This is a genomic window from Rhodobium orientis, assembly GCF_003258835.1.
Taxonomy (GTDB): Bacteria; Pseudomonadota; Alphaproteobacteria; order Rhizobiales; family Rhodobiaceae; genus Rhodobium; species Rhodobium orientis.
In genome coordinates this window covers 130,088-144,379 of sequence record NZ_NPEV01000002.1, presented here as the reverse complement: position 1 = coordinate 144,379, position 14,292 = coordinate 130,088, and the positions used below count along the sequence as shown (strand labels likewise).

The following is a 14,292-nucleotide window of genomic DNA, read 5'->3' as shown; positions in this document are numbered from 1 at the left end:
GAGCGAGCGAAGCGAGCGCGGCAATCCAGAGCGGCTTTCTCGGAGCCAGTGGCCCCTGGATCGCCGCGTCGCCTTCCTGGCTCGCGTCACGGGCCGCTCCCCGTCCTTCGGACCCTCGCGATGACGCCGGAATTTTGTCCAATCCCGCTTGTGCGCATCCCGTCCTCAGTTGACGGAGATCTTCGATTCCGTCTTCTCGCCGGCCTGGGTCCACTCGGTCATGGAGCCGTCATACATCTTGGCGTCCTTGTTGCCGAGGATCTCGCTGGCAACGAACCAGTCGATCGAGGCCCAGTGGCCGGTGTTGCAGAAGGCGATCTGGGGCGCCTCCGGATCGACATTGGCCGCCGCGTAGAGCTTCTTCAGGGCCTCCGGCGAACGGAAGGTGCCACCGCTGTTCTCGGTGGTCCAGGTCTGCGGCAGGTTCTTGGCGCCGGGGATGGTGCCGCCGGCCTTCGAGGCGCCGTGGCGGTTGACGCCGAGATACTGGTCGGCCGGGCGCGCGTCGACGAGGGTGACGCCCTTCTCGGCGGCCGCCTTCACGTCGGCGATGCCGACGATCATGTCCTTCTGCAGGTCGACAGTGAAGTCCTTCGGCTCCGGCTTGGCGGCGCCCTTTTCCAGCGGGTTGGCCGGCTTGCCGTCCTTTTCCTTGGCCGCATAGGCGGCAAAGCCGCCATTGAGGATCGAGACCTCGTCATGGCCGAGCACCTTGAAGGTCCAGTAGGCGCGGGTGCCGGTGCCCATGTCGGAGCTGCTGGCGCCCGGCGGCACGAGGATCACATGGGTGTCGTTGCCGATGCCGAGGCTGCCGATATGCTCGGCGAGCTTGCCCGTGTCCTCCGGCATCATGCCGGGCACGTTGCCCTTCTTCACGCGCCAGCCGTCCTTGGCGTAGTCGGAATTGACCGAGCCTGGAATGTGGCCGCGCAGGAAATCGGTCTTTGGCCGGAAATCGACGAGGACGACGCCGTCGTCGGTGGCATGCGCCTTGACCCAGTCGACGTCGACCAGCGGATCGGCGGCCATTGCGGGCGATGCGACGAGCGCTGCGGCAATCGCCGCCGCGCCGGCGAGACCGCGAATTCTGAAATGCTTTGTCATGTTGGTTGCTCCCTTCCTTCTTTCTTGTTCGGGTCAGATGGTGACGACCCGGTCCGCCGACAAAATCAGGTCGGCGACTTCCTCCCAGGCCCCGTCGCCCTCGACCTTTGAAAGGTCGACGGCGGCAAGCTGATGGTCGCCGCCGAGGACGGCGAGCGCCGTCTCGACGGTGTCGGTTTCGGGGAAAAGCCCCGTCTTCAGGGCGGCAATGCGCATGTCGGGTCCCTTCAGACGTTGATGACGACGTCGGCGGCGGCAATCGCCTCGCCGAGTGCTGCAGCATCGAGATGGGTGAGTTCGTCGGCCATTTCCGGCACCGTCGTCTCCGGCTCGATGTCGGCGAGATCGAGGAGTTCGGCCTGCTCGGCATTGGCTTCCGTCTGGGCGACAGGCTCGGTCATGAAGACGAGCCGGACCTGGTGGCCGACGATGGTGAGGCCGGAGGCGACACGCATCGCCTCGGTGTGGTCGCGACGGGCGAGCAGCAGGATTTTTTTCTCGGTGACGGCCATGGATCGCTCCCTCTAAAGGCTGACGACGCGGGCGGCGTCCGCCATCAGGCCGCTATTGATGGTCTGGCTGCCGCGCTCGAACGGGCTGTCGCGGCCGGGCATGTGGATGTCCCAGCTATGCTCGCAGACGACCGCGCGCTTCGCCCCGTCGATTGCCGCCATGAAGTCGGCATCGTCGGCGGCAAAGACCGCATCGTTGGTGAGGAAGCAGACCCACTCCGCGCCGCGGCTGGTCAGCGCACGGCCGAGCGGCGCGGCAAGGCGCGCGCTATCGCGGCAGGTCATGTGGATGAGGACGTCCATCAGGCTTTCCTTCTGCGAATGACGGCAAGGGTTCCAACGGCCGCGGCGGCCCCCAGAAGTGCGCCGACCGAGGCGGACAACGCCAGGAGCTTGCGGTCGGGCGCTGCGGAAATTTGCGTTCGCGGCGCCGGGGCGGTTGCCGCAACGTCTGCCGCGGCGAGATCCGGATGGCTTTCCGCATCGAGCGGCAGGCCGGCGGCGGCCCAGTCGGCGAAGCCTTCCAGGTAGACTTTTGCGGGCCGGCTGCGCCCTGCGACAACGGCGGTGTAATAGGCAAGGCCGTCGACGGCACCGCGACCGTAGAGGACGGGTTCGACGCCGTCTGCCGCAACGATGGGCGTTGCCCCGCGGAGCGCCCGCGCCGGCAGCGACTGGGCGCCGGGCAGGTGGCCCGCCCGCTCGCCCGTCGTCCGCTCACCCCAGAAATCTTCCGCCGGACGCCCGTCGAGGAGGAGCACGCCCCCTTCGGCCAGCATCCGCTGCAATTCGTTCTTCAGGACAATGCGATCGTCGCGCATCGGTTCCCGGAAGACGGCGCGGCGGGCGGGTTCCGAAACGCGGCCGGAGACCGTGGCAAAGCCTTCACCCAGCGCATTGATCGGCCGCTGCCAGACCAGCACGGTCTTCTGGCCGCCAAGGTGGAGAAGGCCGGCGACGGCATCGCGGTCGCGCTCGCGTGCGCCGACGACCAGCACGGTCTCGGACCCGTCGAGGCCGACCGTGCCGAGGAACCAGGCGATGTCGCGGAAAGAGGCGAGCCGCCCATGCGGCCCGGTGACGGCAGCAATCGGCACGCAGCGCGGCTCGGTTTCTTCCCGCGCCGGCGCGCCCTCGGCGCAGGTCTCCGCATTGCGGCTGTCGACGACGACGGCATCGGCCGGAACGGATGCAGGATCCGAAACGAAGCGGAAATCGGCCGGCACCTCATTGCCGGCGCCGACGAGGAGCACCCCGGCAAGTCCGATCAGCAGGGCCGGTGTCTTCAGCATCCGCCGAAACGGCGCTCGGGCGCCGCATCGCTGGTGCCGGCATCGCTCACCGGCGGGTTCTCCAGATAGTAGTCCATGAGGTCGCTGGCCGGCAGTTCGCCGAAGCCGTCGCCGAGCTCCACGACACCCATTTCCTCCGCCAGGACCGGCGTATTGGCCGCCGCGACGGCGTCCTTCGGCATGGCCGCGAACTGGAAGCCGACGACCGACAGGACGAGGGCAGCAAAGACCGCGCCTATGCAGAAGATCAGGCTTGCCCGATCCATGGTTTTCTCCCCCTTGGCCTTTTGTTTTGTCAGTAGCTCTCCTTCACGAAGGCGACGTACATGATGTACATCGCCACCGCGAAGAGAACGAAATGGGCAATGGTCTGGACATCGAGGGTCATCGCATCATCCGCCCTTGAAGTGGTCGATCAGGTCGCCGAGGGGCACGCCCTTGCCGGTCTCGGGATTCATCACCTGCGGCTGGAAATGGGGCCGGCCGTCGCGGTCGGCGCGCATCGATTGCGGCGGCACGGCGTAGACCCAGGCGAGCCCGGCAAAAACGATGATGCCAATGGCGATGGAATAGAGACGCATCTGCAGCGGACCGCTCATCGTCCTCTCCCCTTGTTACATCGAACCACCGTTCAATCCTTGCGGATGTAAACGTGCCAGGAGCGGTCGCCCTTGACCGTCTCGAGGTGGGTGGCGTTGATCTCGTCGCACATGGGCGGCAGCGCCTCCACCGAGGACGGGTTGTCGACCAGAACCTCCACGACCTCGCCCGGCTCGACCTTGCCGATCGCCTTCTTGGTCATGAGCTGCGGACGCGGGCAGGAATCGCCAATGCAGTCGACGACCTCCGCGATCTGGACGCTGGTGCCGTCGCTGAGCGTTGCCGCCGCCATCGGCCTCGGGGCTGCCTCCGCGCCCTTCTTGTCTCCAAATCCGAACAGACCCATTGGTTCCTCCTGTCGTGTCGCTTGTTGGTGTTTCGTTTATTGCGCCGGCTCGGCGACCGGCTCGGCCGCGTTGTCCGATGCGGGTGCGGCCTTCTTTCTCGCCCGCTCTTCCTGCGCCGCCTTGTGGCGGGCCTGCTGGGCGGCTTCCTTCTTCAGGATCGCCCGGTAGATGAGGAGCAGCACACCGGCCTGGACGAGGCCGAAGACAATCGCCGGAATGCCGAGCTTTTCTTGCAGCGTCGCGGCGTTGGAAAAGCCGAGCTGCAGGGCTTCCACATTGATCTTGCCGGTCATGGAGGCCGGCGCCGGCGGCCAGAAGTTCCACGACCAGATCAGCGAAAACAGGAACATGCCGACGAAGGTGAAGATCAGCGCCCAAAGCGCGCCGATATTGCCCTCGCCGGTCTTGACCCAGGTCGAGACCGTGCAGGCGCCGGCGAGCACCATGCCGATGCCGAACAGGAACAGGCCGGCCACCGTGTTGAGGCCGACGTCGAAATGCATGGTGTGGCCTTCGCCGATGGAAATGAAGGTGGTGAAGCCGATGGTCAGGATGATCATCGCCACCAGGAGGGCCTTGGTGTTGCGGTAGCTGTTGAAGAGCATGGCGTCGCGCAGGGCCGCGGTGTTGCAGAAGCGCGAGCGCTGCACGAGGACGCCGACGACGGTGCCGAAGACGAAGGCGACGATGCATTCTCCCACGGGCGACATGGCTCAGCCCTCCAGGATGCGCTTGTAGATCAGCGAGCCGACCCAGGCGCCGGCGATGATGCCGCTGATCGCCAGGTAGCCACCGAAATTGACCTCCGGCGTGATGCCGAAAAAGGTCGAGACGTTGCAGATGAAGGCGAGCCGGATGCCGAAGCCCATCAGGAGGCCGCCGATGGTGATCATCACCCATTCGCCGAGCCGGCGCGGCATGCGCAGGTAGAACTCCTTGGAGAGCACCGCGGCGACGAAGGCGCCGAACAGCATGCCGAGGCTGATATAGATCTTCCAGTAGCCCCAGTCCGGCTGGAAGACGAGGCTCCAGAACGGCAGCCGGTCGATGTCGTCGCCGAGGACGGCCTCGGCCGCAAGCCCGGTCATCATGGTCTCGCCGCCGCCGACGGTCCACGAGCCGACGAGGAGAAACAGGAAGATGTCGAGGACGGCGATGGCGGCGAGCGCGATCACCGGGTCGAGCGTTTTCTTGAAGAGGTCCATCCTTCCCCCATTTGCCGTGGCCGGCTTCTCGGTTCTGTCGCGTGAACCTTGCCGAAGACACAAGCAGGCCTTGTCCTTGCCGGAACAATTCTGCTCTAATTCGGTCTTCAGCGCGATCCCGCGGGGCCGGCATTTATCCATGATAGGGCGAGGTCCGGGCCGGTTGGTAGTAGCATATGCCGACAGGACCCATTTGCCGGCAATAACAGGGAAACCGGCCTTGCGAAGGCACGGGGCAACGGCGCGAGAAAGGGCGGCAATGGCGATCTTCCTGGAAGAAAAAGACCCCCTCGACCACATGTTTCAGGCCTGCACAAGCGACCAGATCGGCGAGTTCGTGCCGGAAAAGCGCTCGTTCCGGATCCACGGCCATTCCACAACGGTGCGGCTGGAGCGGGCGTTCTGGAACGTCATCGAGCTGATGGCCGACGATCTGCACCTGACGGTGCCGCAACTGATCGAGCGCATCATCGACCAGTGCATCATCGCCAACGACAAGAACGTCGCCTCGTGCCTCAGGGTCATCTGCCTCAAATACATCAACGTCTACGCCGCCTGAGGCCCCTGGTCCCGTCCGTCGCATTGCCCGGTGCCCTCTCACATGCTAGGGCGCCGCGAAATTCTCTTTTCGAAGGCCCGGACGGACCCGCATGCAACGATCAGGCGACAGCGATTCCCGTGAGGTGGACGAGACGGACGCGGCGACCGCTTCCGTCGGCGAGGCGACGACCGGCGAGCTCGAAGCGCTCGCCCGCGCTGCCCTGCCGCTCTGGGGCACGGACCCGCACGCCCGGCTCACCCTCATCAACCTGTCGGAAAACGCCACCTTTCTCGTCGAGCCGCAAGATGCGGAAAAGACCGTTTTGAGGGTCCACCGGGAGGGGTACCATTCGCGCGCGGCGATCGAGAGCGAACTCTGCTGGATGACGGCGCTGCGCGAGGAGGCGGGGGTTTCCACGCCGGTGGTGATTCCGGGGCTCAATGGCGCGGCGATCCAGGACCGGGCATCGCCCGAGGTTCCCCGAAGCCGCCGGCTGGTCATGTTCGAATTTCTGGCGGGCCGCGAGCCGTCGGAGACCGACGACCTCGACGCCCCCTTCCGGCGCCTCGGCGAGATCTCTGCCCGCATGCACAGGCATGTGGAGAATTGGCAGCGGCCGGCCTGGTTCGAGCGCCATGCCTGGGACTTTAGGCATTCGCTCGGGTCCGACCCGAACTGGGGCGACTGGCGAGGCGCCCCTGCCCTCGATGCGGCCGGCATCGGCCTTTTGGAGCGCCAGGCGGCGACCATGAAAAAACGCCTTGCCGCCTTCGGCCAGGGCCCGGAGCGCTACAACCTCGTCCATGCCGACATCCGGCTTGCCAATCTTCTCGTCACCGAGGACGACACCCACGTGCTCGACTTCGACGACAGCGGCTTCGGCTGGTTCCTCTACGACGTCGCCACGGCGCTCTCCTTCATGGAGCACCTGCCGCAGGTGCCGGACCTGATCGAGGCCTGGCTCGACGGCTATCGCCCTGTGCGCCCCCTCGGCGCCGAGGACATCGCCGAGATCCCGACCTTCCTGATGCTGCGCCGAATGATCATCCTCGCCTGGATGGGCTCGCACGCCGACACGGACCTCGCGCGCACCCTCGGGGCGGAGTACACGCAGACGAGCGTCGAGCTTGCCGAAGGGTATCTGTCGCGGTTCGAGTAGGGTGCCCGCATGTCGGGATGCCAAAGGCGCTCGGTCATTTAACGAGAGGCTCCATGGATTGCCGCGTCGGCCTGACGGCCTCCTCGCAATGACGATTTTCTTAACCTTTTCAACGTCATTGCGAGCGAAGCGAAGCAATCCAGAGCAGCGGCGCAGGGGGCTCTCAGGAGTCGGCGCTTGCGCCCTCCAACCCGACACGACCGCACGAGGGCAAGCTCCGGCCAGAACCCCGACCCACCGACATGCATTCCGCAGTCATCCAAGCACCGAAAAGCTGCTTTCCTCGTTGATCGTCCGCTTCCGCGAATAAAACCCGACGTCGATCGGGCGCCCGAGATAAGGCAGTTGGAACTGCAGCGGGCTCACGTCGTGGTCGTGGCCCTCGGCGCAGTAGGTGACGAGCGCGGCCATCATCTTGCCGGCGATGGGCGCGTTCTTGAACTGGTTGCCGGAGGTGCCGATGGCCATGAAGAAGCCGTCGATCGCGGACTTGTCATAGATCGGGATCCAGTCGTCGGAGACGTCGTAGAGGTCGACCACCCCTTGCATGCGGCTGGGGATGCCGAGGCTCGGCACCCGCTGGGCGTAGCGATAGGCCTGGTGGGTCCACTGGTCGGTGAAATTGGTATCGTAGCTGTCCGGGTCGACCCATTCGCGCGGATCGCACTCCGGGTCCTCGCTGCCGATGAGGATGTAGTTGCCCTTCTCCGGCCGGCAATAGCAGCCGATATCGTTGTCGGAGATCGGGAAGGCGCTGTCGTAGAAATCGACGCCGTCGGGCGCCGGCACGTGCACCACCTCCTGCTTCAGGGCCCTGGTCGAAATCGTCATGTCGTCGAGCGCGCCGGCCATGGCGTTGACCCTGGCCGAGGCGGGACCGGCAACGTTGACGACGATCGGGGCGGAAGTCACCGTGCCGTCGTCGAGCCGGACGCCCGAAACCCTGCCGGCACCGGTGAGGATTTCCGTCACCGTGCGCCCGAAGCGGAACGTCGCCCCGGCGGCCTCGGCCGCGCGCTGCAGATTGTGGGTGGCAAGCTGCGGGTCGGTGACATAGCCCGCGGTCGGGAAGAACACCGAGCCGTTGAGGCGGCCGCCATTGGAATGGCCGAAGTCCGGATCGTCGAGGCGCTTCGGTGGAAAAAAGCTCTTCAGGTCGTAGAACGGCAGCCGCTCCTGAATCTTCGCCGCGTCCCAGCGCTGGTAGGGAATGCCGATCTCGTCGCAGATGTCGGTGTGCTTCTTCAGGTGGCCGTTCACGTCGGTGCACATGACCATGCAGCCGATCTCGCGGAACTCGGCCAGGCCGCGCTCGTCGGCAACGCCCAGATAGTCTGCCCAGTCGCGCCAGTAGTGGTAGCCCTCATAGGCGAAGGCGGTGCCCTCGAAGGTCGAGTAGTGGACGCGGATGACGGCGCACGAGGCGCTGGTCGGGCCGTAGCCGGCGGCCGGCAGGCTGTCGACGCAGATGGTCCGGAAACCGGCCCGGGCCAGTTCCAGCGTCGTCGCCGCACCGATGATGCCGGCGCCGATCACGATTGCGTCCGTCGTCTCCGCCATGTCTTACCTCTCGTCCTCGTGACTGGGAAAAACCGGTTTGAACTCCCGATCGGGACCGGCCTTCTGTCCGGGCTATCCGGTTTCCTGCGAAGGGGTCAAGGGGAACGGACACCCCGACCCGGGAACGCGACAGTTTGCAGCCCCCAGTCTAGCGGGGGTGCGGTGCCGTCTGTCATCCGTCCTTTTTCAGGGTGTTGGGGCGGCCGGCGGTGGCGGCGAAGACGTCGCCTATGATGCGCCGCGCGTTCTTCTTGGCCATGTCGGTGCGCGACAGGATGCCGACCGTGCGGTAGACCGGCGGCTCGCCGAAGGGAACGATCCTCAGCGAGGTGCGGGCAAAGCTCTCGGTGCTGACGTCGGGCAGGATCGAGGCGCCGAAGCCGAGGCCGACGAGGAGGTGGATCGCCTCGATCGACTGGATCTCGGCCCTTGTATCCGGCGAAATCCCGAGTTCCGACAGCCGCGTCTCGACCAGCGGCGCCACCCAGGCGGACCGGTTGAAGCGGATATAGGGGTGGCGCTCGAAGATCTCCTGGGGAGTCTCACCGGTGGACTCCGGCGGTGCGACGACGACGACCCGTTGCTGGGCGATGTCGCGCCAGGAAAGCGCCGTGCCGAGCGTTGTCGGCTTGTGCATCAGGGCGGCATCCAGTTCGCCGGTCTCGACCTCGCGCATCAGTTCGCCGGAAAGGCCCGAGGAGACGTTGACGGTGAGGCCCGGCTCCTCCTCGCGCAGGCGCATCAGGCTGAGCGGCAACAGGTTGGTCAGGATCGTCGGGATGACGCCGAGGCGGAAACTGCCGTGGTAGGGCCGCGCCTCGGACAGCGCATCGAAGATGTCGTTGTACTGGGAGAGGATGACCCGGGCATGGCGCAGCACCACGGTGCCGGCACGGGTCAGGCGCGGCGGGCGGTGCTGGCGGTCGAACAGCGGAACGCCGAGCGACTCCTCCAGGGCGGCGACCTGCATGGAGATCGCCGACTGGGTCAGGTTGAGCGCCTTGGCGGCGGCGGCAAAGGAGCCGTATTCGCTGATCGCTTCCAGCGCCCGGAACTGGCGAATGGACATGACGCGTCCGATAAAATCAATTTTCGTGAATATAATACCAAAAAAAATCGCTTTTGTGAAAAAAATCTTGTGATAGGGTTTTCGCGTACAACAACACGGCACAAGCCGGAAAACAAATGCGTGCTCAAGCGCATCAAGGGAGGACTCATGACATCATTCTTCAGGAATGCCGCTGCCGCTGCCGGTTTTGCGGCCGCTGTCGCCCTCGCCGGCCCTGCCGGCGCCGAGGGCCTTGAAAAGCCCGCCGGTTTCGGCAACCGCCCGCTGACCATGATCGTGCCGTTCGGCGCCGGCGGCGGCTCCGACCAGCTCGCCCGGGCAATGGCCAAGGCAATGGAAGAGGTCGCCGGCATCTCCTTCCAGGTGGTCAACAAGCCGGGCGGCGGCGGCACCGCCGCGATCCCCGACTTCATGCTGGCGCCGGCCGACGGATACACGGTGCTGGAGCATATCGACAACGCCATTTCGGCCTTTGCGGCCGGCGACATCCGCGAGAACCCGGCCGAAGACTGGGTGCCGCTGTGCATGACGCAGATCACCTTCAGCCAGATCTACATCCGCTCCGACGAGGACCGGTTCACCGACTGGGAGAGCTTTTCGGCATACGCCAAGGCGCATCCGGGCGACGTCACCATGGCCAATCTCGGCAAGGTCGGCTCAATGGAGCTGGTCGTCATGGAGCAACTCCAGGAGGCGCTCGGCCTGAAGATCAAGCAGATCGCCTTCGACAAGCCGGCCGAACGCTACGGCGCGCTGATCGGCGGCCATGTGGACGTGCTGTTCGAGCAGCCGGGCGATGTGCGCAACTTCCTCGATGCGGAACAGATGAAACCGATCCTGACGTTCCTCGCCGAGCGTCCGTCCGCCTTCGCCGACACGCCGACGCACAAGGAAGTCGGCGCCGATTTCGACGCGCTGACCCGCTTCCGCGGCTTCTACGTCAAGGCCGGCGTTCCGCAGGACCGCATCGACTTCCTCGCCGCCGCCTGCAAGGCGGGCTTCGAGACCGAGGACTACCAGGCCTTCAACAAGAAAAAGTACATGCATCTCATCGACAGCTTCCGCGACACGGACGGCTCGATCGAGCTGATCAACAACGCGGTCGCCAGCTACCGCGAGATGTACAAGAAGCTCGGCATCGGCAAATAGGCCCGGTCGATCGCCGATCGCGAGAGGCACGTTGCCCCGTGCTCACCGCTAAAGGGCACGTGTCTCTCGCACCTTTCAAGAACAACAAGAACCGCATCTCTGTCGGGAGTGGACGATCGCCATGGTCTCCAGTTCACAAGAAGACGTTGCCGGCATTCGCGAACGGATCGACACGCCGGTCACCTATATAAGGCCGATCCTGGAATGGATCTTCTGGGTCGGGTTCGCCGCCCTCGTCTATGCCCAGACCGGCTATTTCGATAAAAAGATCCCGGAATACGCCTTCGGCGCCACCGGCTGGCCGCGGGCTCTCACCATCGCCATGATCATCGGTGCCACCGGCCAGTTCGTCTATCAGATGGCCTCGATCTGGCGCGGCAAGGACCTTGCCGCCATCGACGGCGACGACAGCGAACCCCAGGCCAACGGCAAGACGGCAACGCTCGGCTCCAAGCTGCAGCGCCTCGGCATCTTCGTGGTGCCGCTGATCTATCTCTACCTGATGCCGCGCATCGGCTTTTACGTGGCGACGCCGATCTTTGTCGTCGTCCTCCTGCTGCTGTTTGAGGTGCGCTCGGTGATTACCATCGCCACCGTGACGGCGATCGTCTACGGCCTCGCGCTCCTCGTCTTCACCCGCTTCTTCTACGTGGCGCTGCCGACCGGCCGCATCGAGGCGTTCTACGACATCAACAACGCGATCATCTCGATCGTACGGGCCGGAATGTAGGGGCAGCACCATGGAACATTTCATCGGCGGCACCATGATGCTGTTCGGCGATCCGCAGGCGATCCTGATCTTCGTCCTCGGCCTTGTCGGCGGCATGCTGTTCGGGGCCATTCCGGGCGTCAACATGCTGACGCTCGGCGCCGTCCTGCTCCCCTTCACCATCAACATGAACGCCTCCCATGCGGTGATGCTGTTCTCCGTCATCTACTGCGCCGGCGTCTTCGGCGGAGCGATCACGGCGATCCTGTTCAACATCCCCGGCGCGCCGGAAAACGCGCCGACCTGTTTCGACGGCTATCCGATGACCCTGAAGGGCCAGTCGGGCAAGGCAATCGGCGCGGCCGTCTCCTGTTCCGCGCTTGGCGGCGTCGCCTCGGCGATCCTGATGATGACGGCAACCGGCGCGATTGCCGGCTGGGCCGTGCGTGCCTTCGGGCCGCAGGAGATCTTCGCGCTCATCTTCTTCGGCCTTGCCGTCTCCGCCTCGATCGGCGCCAAGACGTTGTGGAAGGGCTGGCTGTCGGTATTCGTCGGCCTGATCATCGCCACCATCGGTACCGACCCGGTCGGCGGCGTGCCGCGCTTCAACGAGGGCTCCGTCTTCGGGCTGGAGTACCAGTCCTACTATCTCTCGGCCGGCATCCACTTCATCCCGATGATCCTCGGCTTCTTCGCCGTCTCCGAAGTCATCACCCAGGCGATGAGCATTGCCGAGGGCACCCGCGAGCGGCCGAAGGCGGGGCTGGAATTCCCGACCCTGTCGGAGTTCTGGAGCGTGCGCGTCACCATGGTCCGCTCCATCTTCATCGGCTTCTTTGCCGGCATCCTGCCCGGCATCGGCGCGACGCTGGCCGCCTTTCTCGGCTACAGCCAGGCGCACCGGGCCTCCAAGAACAAGGCCAATTTCGGCAAGGGCGAGCTTGAGGGCGTCGTTGCTTCCGAGACCGCCAACAACGCGGCGACCGGCGCGGCAATGATCCCGCTCCTTGCCCTCGGCCTGCCGGGCGGCGCGCTGACCGCCATGATCATGGGCATCTTCCAGATCCACGGCATGGAGCCGGGCCCGCTCATCTTCATCAATTCATCCGACCTCGTCTGGATCACCTTTGCGGCGATGTTCTGGGCGAACCTTTGCATCGTTTTCCTCGGCTGGCTGCAGACCAAGACCGTCGTCCACATCCTGCGCGTGCCGTTCCGCTGGCTGGCGCCGGGCATCCTGTTGCTCGCCACCATCGGCGCCTACGCGCTTCGCAACCTCGTCATCGACGTGTGGGTGATGTTCCTGGCCGGCATCGCCGGATACCTCTTGCGCAAGACCGGCTATTCGGCCGCCGGCATCGTCCTCGGCCTGATCCTCGGCAAGCTCGGCGAGTCCGCCTTTTCCAAGTCCATGCAGCTCATGGACTACGACTTCCTCGGCTTCTTCCAGAGGCCGATCGCGGCCGGGCTGCTGATCCTGGCGGTCATCGTCATCACCACCAGCATCATCAACGAAATCCGCGACACGGACTTCCAGAAGGCCCTGATGGATTAGGCCGCCGCCGATTCCGGACCACCCCTGACCGATTTCGCAAAGAAGAGAAGAAACCATGCCCCAACCGGCCAGAAACACCGCTGAAGAGGCCCCTTCCCCATCGGAGATCGTGGCAGAGCTCGTCGCGCGCGGCCGCGCGGCAATGGACGCCTACGAGAACCACGACCAGGGCCGGGTCGACGAGGCCGTCACCGCGCTCGCCTGGTCGATCTACAAGCCGGACCATGCGCGCATGCTGGCGGAACTCGCCGTCGCCGACACCGGGCTCGGCAACGTTCCCTCCAAGATCATCAAGAACCAGCGCAAGACGTTCGGGACCCTGCGCGATCTGTTGCGCGCCAAGACCGTCGGCGTGATTTCCGAGGAGCCTGAACGGGGTCTCGTCAGATACGGCAAGCCGGTCGGCGTCGTCGGCGCGGTCTGTCCCTCGACCAACCCGGCCGCGACCCCGGTCAACAAGGCGATGATGGCCCTTAAAGGCGGCAACGCCGTCATCATCGCCCCCTCGCCGGCCGGCGCCACCACCACGGGCAAGACGGTGGACCTGATGCGCGCCGAGCTTGCCAAGGCGGGACACCCGGAAGACCTCGTGCAACTGCTGCCGGCGCCGATCTCCAAGGAGATGACCCAGGAACTGATGAACCAGGTCGACCTCGTCGTCGTCACCGGCTCCCAGAACAACGTCAAGCGGGCGATGCAGTCGGGCACCGTCGCAATCGGCGTCGGCGCCGGCAACGTACCGGTGATCATCGATACCACCGCCGACTTCGACGATGCTGCGGAAAAGATCTGCGCCTCGAAGATCTTCGACAACTCCACCTCCTGCTCCTCGGAGAACTCGGTCATCATCCTCGATGACGTCTATGAGGAAGCGATGGCCGCGCTGGAACGGGCCGGCGGCTGGCGCTGCAACGCGTCTGAAAAGGAGAGTGTGAAGGAGAACCTCTGGATCGGCGGCAAGCTCAACCGCCACATCATCGCCAAGGACGCCGACATCACGGCCGAGGCGATGGGCCTGCCGGAAGAAGCGAAGTCGAAGAAGTTCTTCATGGTCGAAGAGGATTCTATCGGCGGCAAGCATTCCTTTGCCGACGAGAAGCTGTCGCTGGTGCTGACCGTCTACCGGGCGAAGGATTTTGCCGACGCCAAGCGGATCGCCAGGGACATTCTTGAGGTCACCGGCAAGGGCCATTCCGTCGGCATCCACACCAGGAACCTCGACCACGCACGCGAGATCGCGGCCGACACCGACGTCGTGCGGGTGCTCGTCAACCAGGCGCACACCTTCGGCAATGGCGGCAGCTTCAACAACTGCCTGCCCTTCACGCTCTCCATGGGCGGCGGCACCTGGGCCGGCAACACGATTTCGGAAAACCTCAACTACCGGCATTTCATCAACATCACCCACCTGGTGACGACGATCCCGGAGGACAAACCGTCCGAGCAAGAGCTGTTCGGTCCTTACTGGGAAAAATACGGGGCCTGATCGA

General features: G+C 65.0%; 18 protein-coding genes. 6 read left to right on the top strand and 12 right to left on the bottom strand.

Annotated features, from left to right (window positions below):
- Window positions 1-165 precede the first annotated feature (165 nt).
- The 10 genes from CH339_RS01995 to CH339_RS24520 form a co-directional block, all read right to left on the bottom strand.
- The gene (locus tag CH339_RS01995; RefSeq protein ID WP_111432602.1) at window positions 166-1,104 is read right to left on the bottom strand and encodes a sulfurtransferase; all 939 of its coding nucleotides are present in this window, start codon (window positions 1,102-1,104) and stop codon (window positions 166-168) included.
- A 33-nt stretch (window positions 1,105-1,137) separates the two neighbouring features.
- The gene (locus CH339_RS01990) at window positions 1,138-1,320 is read right to left on the bottom strand and encodes a hypothetical protein (RefSeq protein ID WP_111432601.1); all 183 of its coding nucleotides are present in this window, start codon (window positions 1,318-1,320) and stop codon (window positions 1,138-1,140) included.
- An 11-nt stretch (window positions 1,321-1,331) separates the two neighbouring features.
- Window positions 1,332-1,616: a hypothetical protein gene (locus CH339_RS01985; RefSeq protein ID WP_111432600.1), complete on the bottom strand. Its 285-nt coding sequence runs from the start codon at window positions 1,614-1,616 to the stop codon at window positions 1,332-1,334.
- Window positions 1,617-1,628: 12 nt separating this feature from the next.
- Window positions 1,629-1,919, bottom strand: coding sequence for a hypothetical protein (locus CH339_RS01980; protein WP_111432599.1), 291 nt, complete (start codon window positions 1,917-1,919; stop codon window positions 1,629-1,631).
- Complete coding sequence (locus tag CH339_RS01975; RefSeq protein WP_111432598.1) at window positions 1,919-2,908, bottom strand: rhodanese-like domain-containing protein; 990 nt, start codon at window positions 2,906-2,908, stop codon at window positions 1,919-1,921. Before CH339_RS01975 ends, CH339_RS01980 begins: the two co-directional genes overlap by 1 nt.
- Window positions 2,902-3,174, bottom strand: a complete 273-nt coding sequence (locus CH339_RS01970) for a hypothetical protein (RefSeq protein WP_111432597.1) — start codon at window positions 3,172-3,174, stop codon at window positions 2,902-2,904. The genes CH339_RS01975 and CH339_RS01970 overlap by 7 nt, the downstream gene beginning before the upstream one ends.
- A 126-nt stretch (window positions 3,175-3,300) precedes the next feature.
- A complete protein-coding gene (locus CH339_RS01965; RefSeq protein ID WP_111432596.1) occupies window positions 3,301-3,507 on the bottom strand; it encodes a hypothetical protein in 207 nt (68 codons plus the stop codon).
- A gap of 32 nt (window positions 3,508-3,539) precedes the next feature.
- Window positions 3,540-3,854: a sulfurtransferase TusA family protein gene (locus tag CH339_RS01960; RefSeq protein ID WP_111432595.1), complete on the bottom strand. Its 315-nt coding sequence runs from the start codon at window positions 3,852-3,854 to the stop codon at window positions 3,540-3,542.
- A gap of 36 nt (window positions 3,855-3,890) precedes the next feature.
- Complete coding sequence (locus tag CH339_RS01955) at window positions 3,891-4,565, bottom strand: YeeE/YedE thiosulfate transporter family protein (RefSeq protein ID WP_111432594.1); 675 nt, start codon at window positions 4,563-4,565, stop codon at window positions 3,891-3,893.
- Window positions 4,566-4,568: 3 nt separating this feature from the next.
- Complete coding sequence (locus tag CH339_RS24520) at window positions 4,569-5,201, bottom strand: YeeE/YedE thiosulfate transporter family protein (protein ID WP_274609863.1); 633 nt, start codon at window positions 5,199-5,201, stop codon at window positions 4,569-4,571.
- Between the two features lie 118 nt (window positions 5,202-5,319).
- On the opposite strand from CH339_RS24520, the gene CH339_RS24515 reads away from it, so the two are divergent.
- Together CH339_RS24515 and CH339_RS01940 are read left to right on the top strand one after the other, a co-directional pair.
- Window positions 5,320-5,619, top strand: a complete 300-nt coding sequence (locus CH339_RS24515) for a ribbon-helix-helix domain-containing protein (protein WP_170138361.1) — start codon at window positions 5,320-5,322, stop codon at window positions 5,617-5,619.
- 91 nt (window positions 5,620-5,710) lie between these two features.
- Window positions 5,711-6,760, top strand: a complete 1,050-nt coding sequence (locus CH339_RS01940) for a phosphotransferase enzyme family protein (protein ID WP_111432592.1) — start codon at window positions 5,711-5,713, stop codon at window positions 6,758-6,760.
- A 255-nt stretch (window positions 6,761-7,015) separates the two neighbouring features.
- Here the strand turns inward: CH339_RS01940 and CH339_RS01935 are convergent, their stop codons facing one another.
- Complete coding sequence (locus tag CH339_RS01935) at window positions 7,016-8,320, bottom strand: NAD(P)/FAD-dependent oxidoreductase (protein WP_111432591.1); 1,305 nt, start codon at window positions 8,318-8,320, stop codon at window positions 7,016-7,018.
- 172 nt (window positions 8,321-8,492) lie between these two features.
- Window positions 8,493-9,389 carry a LysR family transcriptional regulator gene (locus CH339_RS01930; protein WP_111432590.1) on the bottom strand — a complete coding sequence of 299 codons (897 nt, stop codon included), beginning with the start codon at window positions 9,387-9,389 and terminating at the stop codon, window positions 8,493-8,495.
- Between the two features lie 147 nt (window positions 9,390-9,536).
- Between CH339_RS01930 and CH339_RS01925 the strand changes: the two genes are divergently transcribed.
- The 4 genes from CH339_RS01925 (at window position 9,537) to sauS (ending at window position 14,288) form a co-directional block, all read left to right on the top strand.
- Window positions 9,537-10,538 carry a tripartite tricarboxylate transporter substrate binding protein gene (locus CH339_RS01925; RefSeq protein ID WP_111432589.1) on the top strand — a complete coding sequence of 334 codons (1,002 nt, stop codon included), beginning with the start codon at window positions 9,537-9,539 and terminating at the stop codon, window positions 10,536-10,538.
- Window positions 10,539-10,659: 121 nt separating this feature from the next.
- On the top strand, window positions 10,660-11,268 hold the full coding sequence (locus CH339_RS01920; protein WP_111432588.1) for a tripartite tricarboxylate transporter TctB family protein: 609 nt from the start codon (window positions 10,660-10,662) through the stop codon (window positions 11,266-11,268).
- A 10-nt stretch (window positions 11,269-11,278) separates the two neighbouring features.
- The gene (locus CH339_RS01915; RefSeq protein WP_111432587.1) at window positions 11,279-12,802 is read left to right on the top strand and encodes a tripartite tricarboxylate transporter permease; all 1,524 of its coding nucleotides are present in this window, start codon (window positions 11,279-11,281) and stop codon (window positions 12,800-12,802) included.
- Window positions 12,803-12,857: 55 nt separating this feature from the next.
- A complete protein-coding gene (sauS, locus tag CH339_RS01910; RefSeq protein WP_111432586.1) occupies window positions 12,858-14,288 on the top strand; it encodes an acylating sulfoacetaldehyde dehydrogenase in 1,431 nt (476 codons plus the stop codon).
- Window positions 14,289-14,292 lie beyond the last annotated feature (4 nt).

Bases quoted from the DNA above. Each gene is read 5' to 3' on its own strand.
- CH339_RS01995 (WP_111432602.1), bottom strand. From the start codon at position 1,104: ATGACAAAGCATTTCAGAATTCGCGGTCTCGCCGGCGCGGCGGCGATT.
- CH339_RS01990 (WP_111432601.1), bottom strand. From the start codon at position 1,320: ATGCGCATTGCCGCCCTGAAGACGGGGCTTTTCCCCGAAACCGACACC.
- CH339_RS01985 (WP_111432600.1), bottom strand. From the start codon at position 1,616: ATGGCCGTCACCGAGAAAAAAATCCTGCTGCTCGCCCGTCGCGACCAC.
- CH339_RS01980 (WP_111432599.1), bottom strand. From the start codon at position 1,919: ATGGACGTCCTCATCCACATGACCTGCCGCGATAGCGCGCGCCTTGCC.
- CH339_RS01975 (WP_111432598.1), bottom strand. From the start codon at position 2,908: ATGCTGAAGACACCGGCCCTGCTGATCGGACTTGCCGGGGTGCTCCTC.
- CH339_RS01970 (WP_111432597.1), bottom strand. From the start codon at position 3,174: ATGGATCGGGCAAGCCTGATCTTCTGCATAGGCGCGGTCTTTGCTGCC.
- CH339_RS01965 (WP_111432596.1), bottom strand. From the start codon at position 3,507: ATGAGCGGTCCGCTGCAGATGCGTCTCTATTCCATCGCCATTGGCATC.
- CH339_RS01960 (WP_111432595.1), bottom strand. From the start codon at position 3,854: ATGGGTCTGTTCGGATTTGGAGACAAGAAGGGCGCGGAGGCAGCCCCG.
- CH339_RS01955 (WP_111432594.1), bottom strand. From the start codon at position 4,565: ATGTCGCCCGTGGGAGAATGCATCGTCGCCTTCGTCTTCGGCACCGTC.
- CH339_RS24520 (WP_274609863.1), bottom strand. From the start codon at position 5,201: ATGGATAAATGCCGGCCCCGCGGGATCGCGCTGAAGACCGAATTAGAG.
- CH339_RS24515 (WP_170138361.1), top strand. From the start codon at position 5,320: ATGGCGATCTTCCTGGAAGAAAAAGACCCCCTCGACCACATGTTTCAG.
- CH339_RS01940 (WP_111432592.1), top strand. From the start codon at position 5,711: ATGCAACGATCAGGCGACAGCGATTCCCGTGAGGTGGACGAGACGGAC.
- CH339_RS01935 (WP_111432591.1), bottom strand. From the start codon at position 8,320: ATGGCGGAGACGACGGACGCAATCGTGATCGGCGCCGGCATCATCGGT.
- CH339_RS01930 (WP_111432590.1), bottom strand. From the start codon at position 9,389: ATGTCCATTCGCCAGTTCCGGGCGCTGGAAGCGATCAGCGAATACGGC.
- CH339_RS01925 (WP_111432589.1), top strand. From the start codon at position 9,537: ATGACATCATTCTTCAGGAATGCCGCTGCCGCTGCCGGTTTTGCGGCC.
- CH339_RS01920 (WP_111432588.1), top strand. From the start codon at position 10,660: ATGGTCTCCAGTTCACAAGAAGACGTTGCCGGCATTCGCGAACGGATC.
- CH339_RS01915 (WP_111432587.1), top strand. From the start codon at position 11,279: ATGGAACATTTCATCGGCGGCACCATGATGCTGTTCGGCGATCCGCAG.
- sauS (WP_111432586.1), top strand. From the start codon at position 12,858: ATGCCCCAACCGGCCAGAAACACCGCTGAAGAGGCCCCTTCCCCATCG.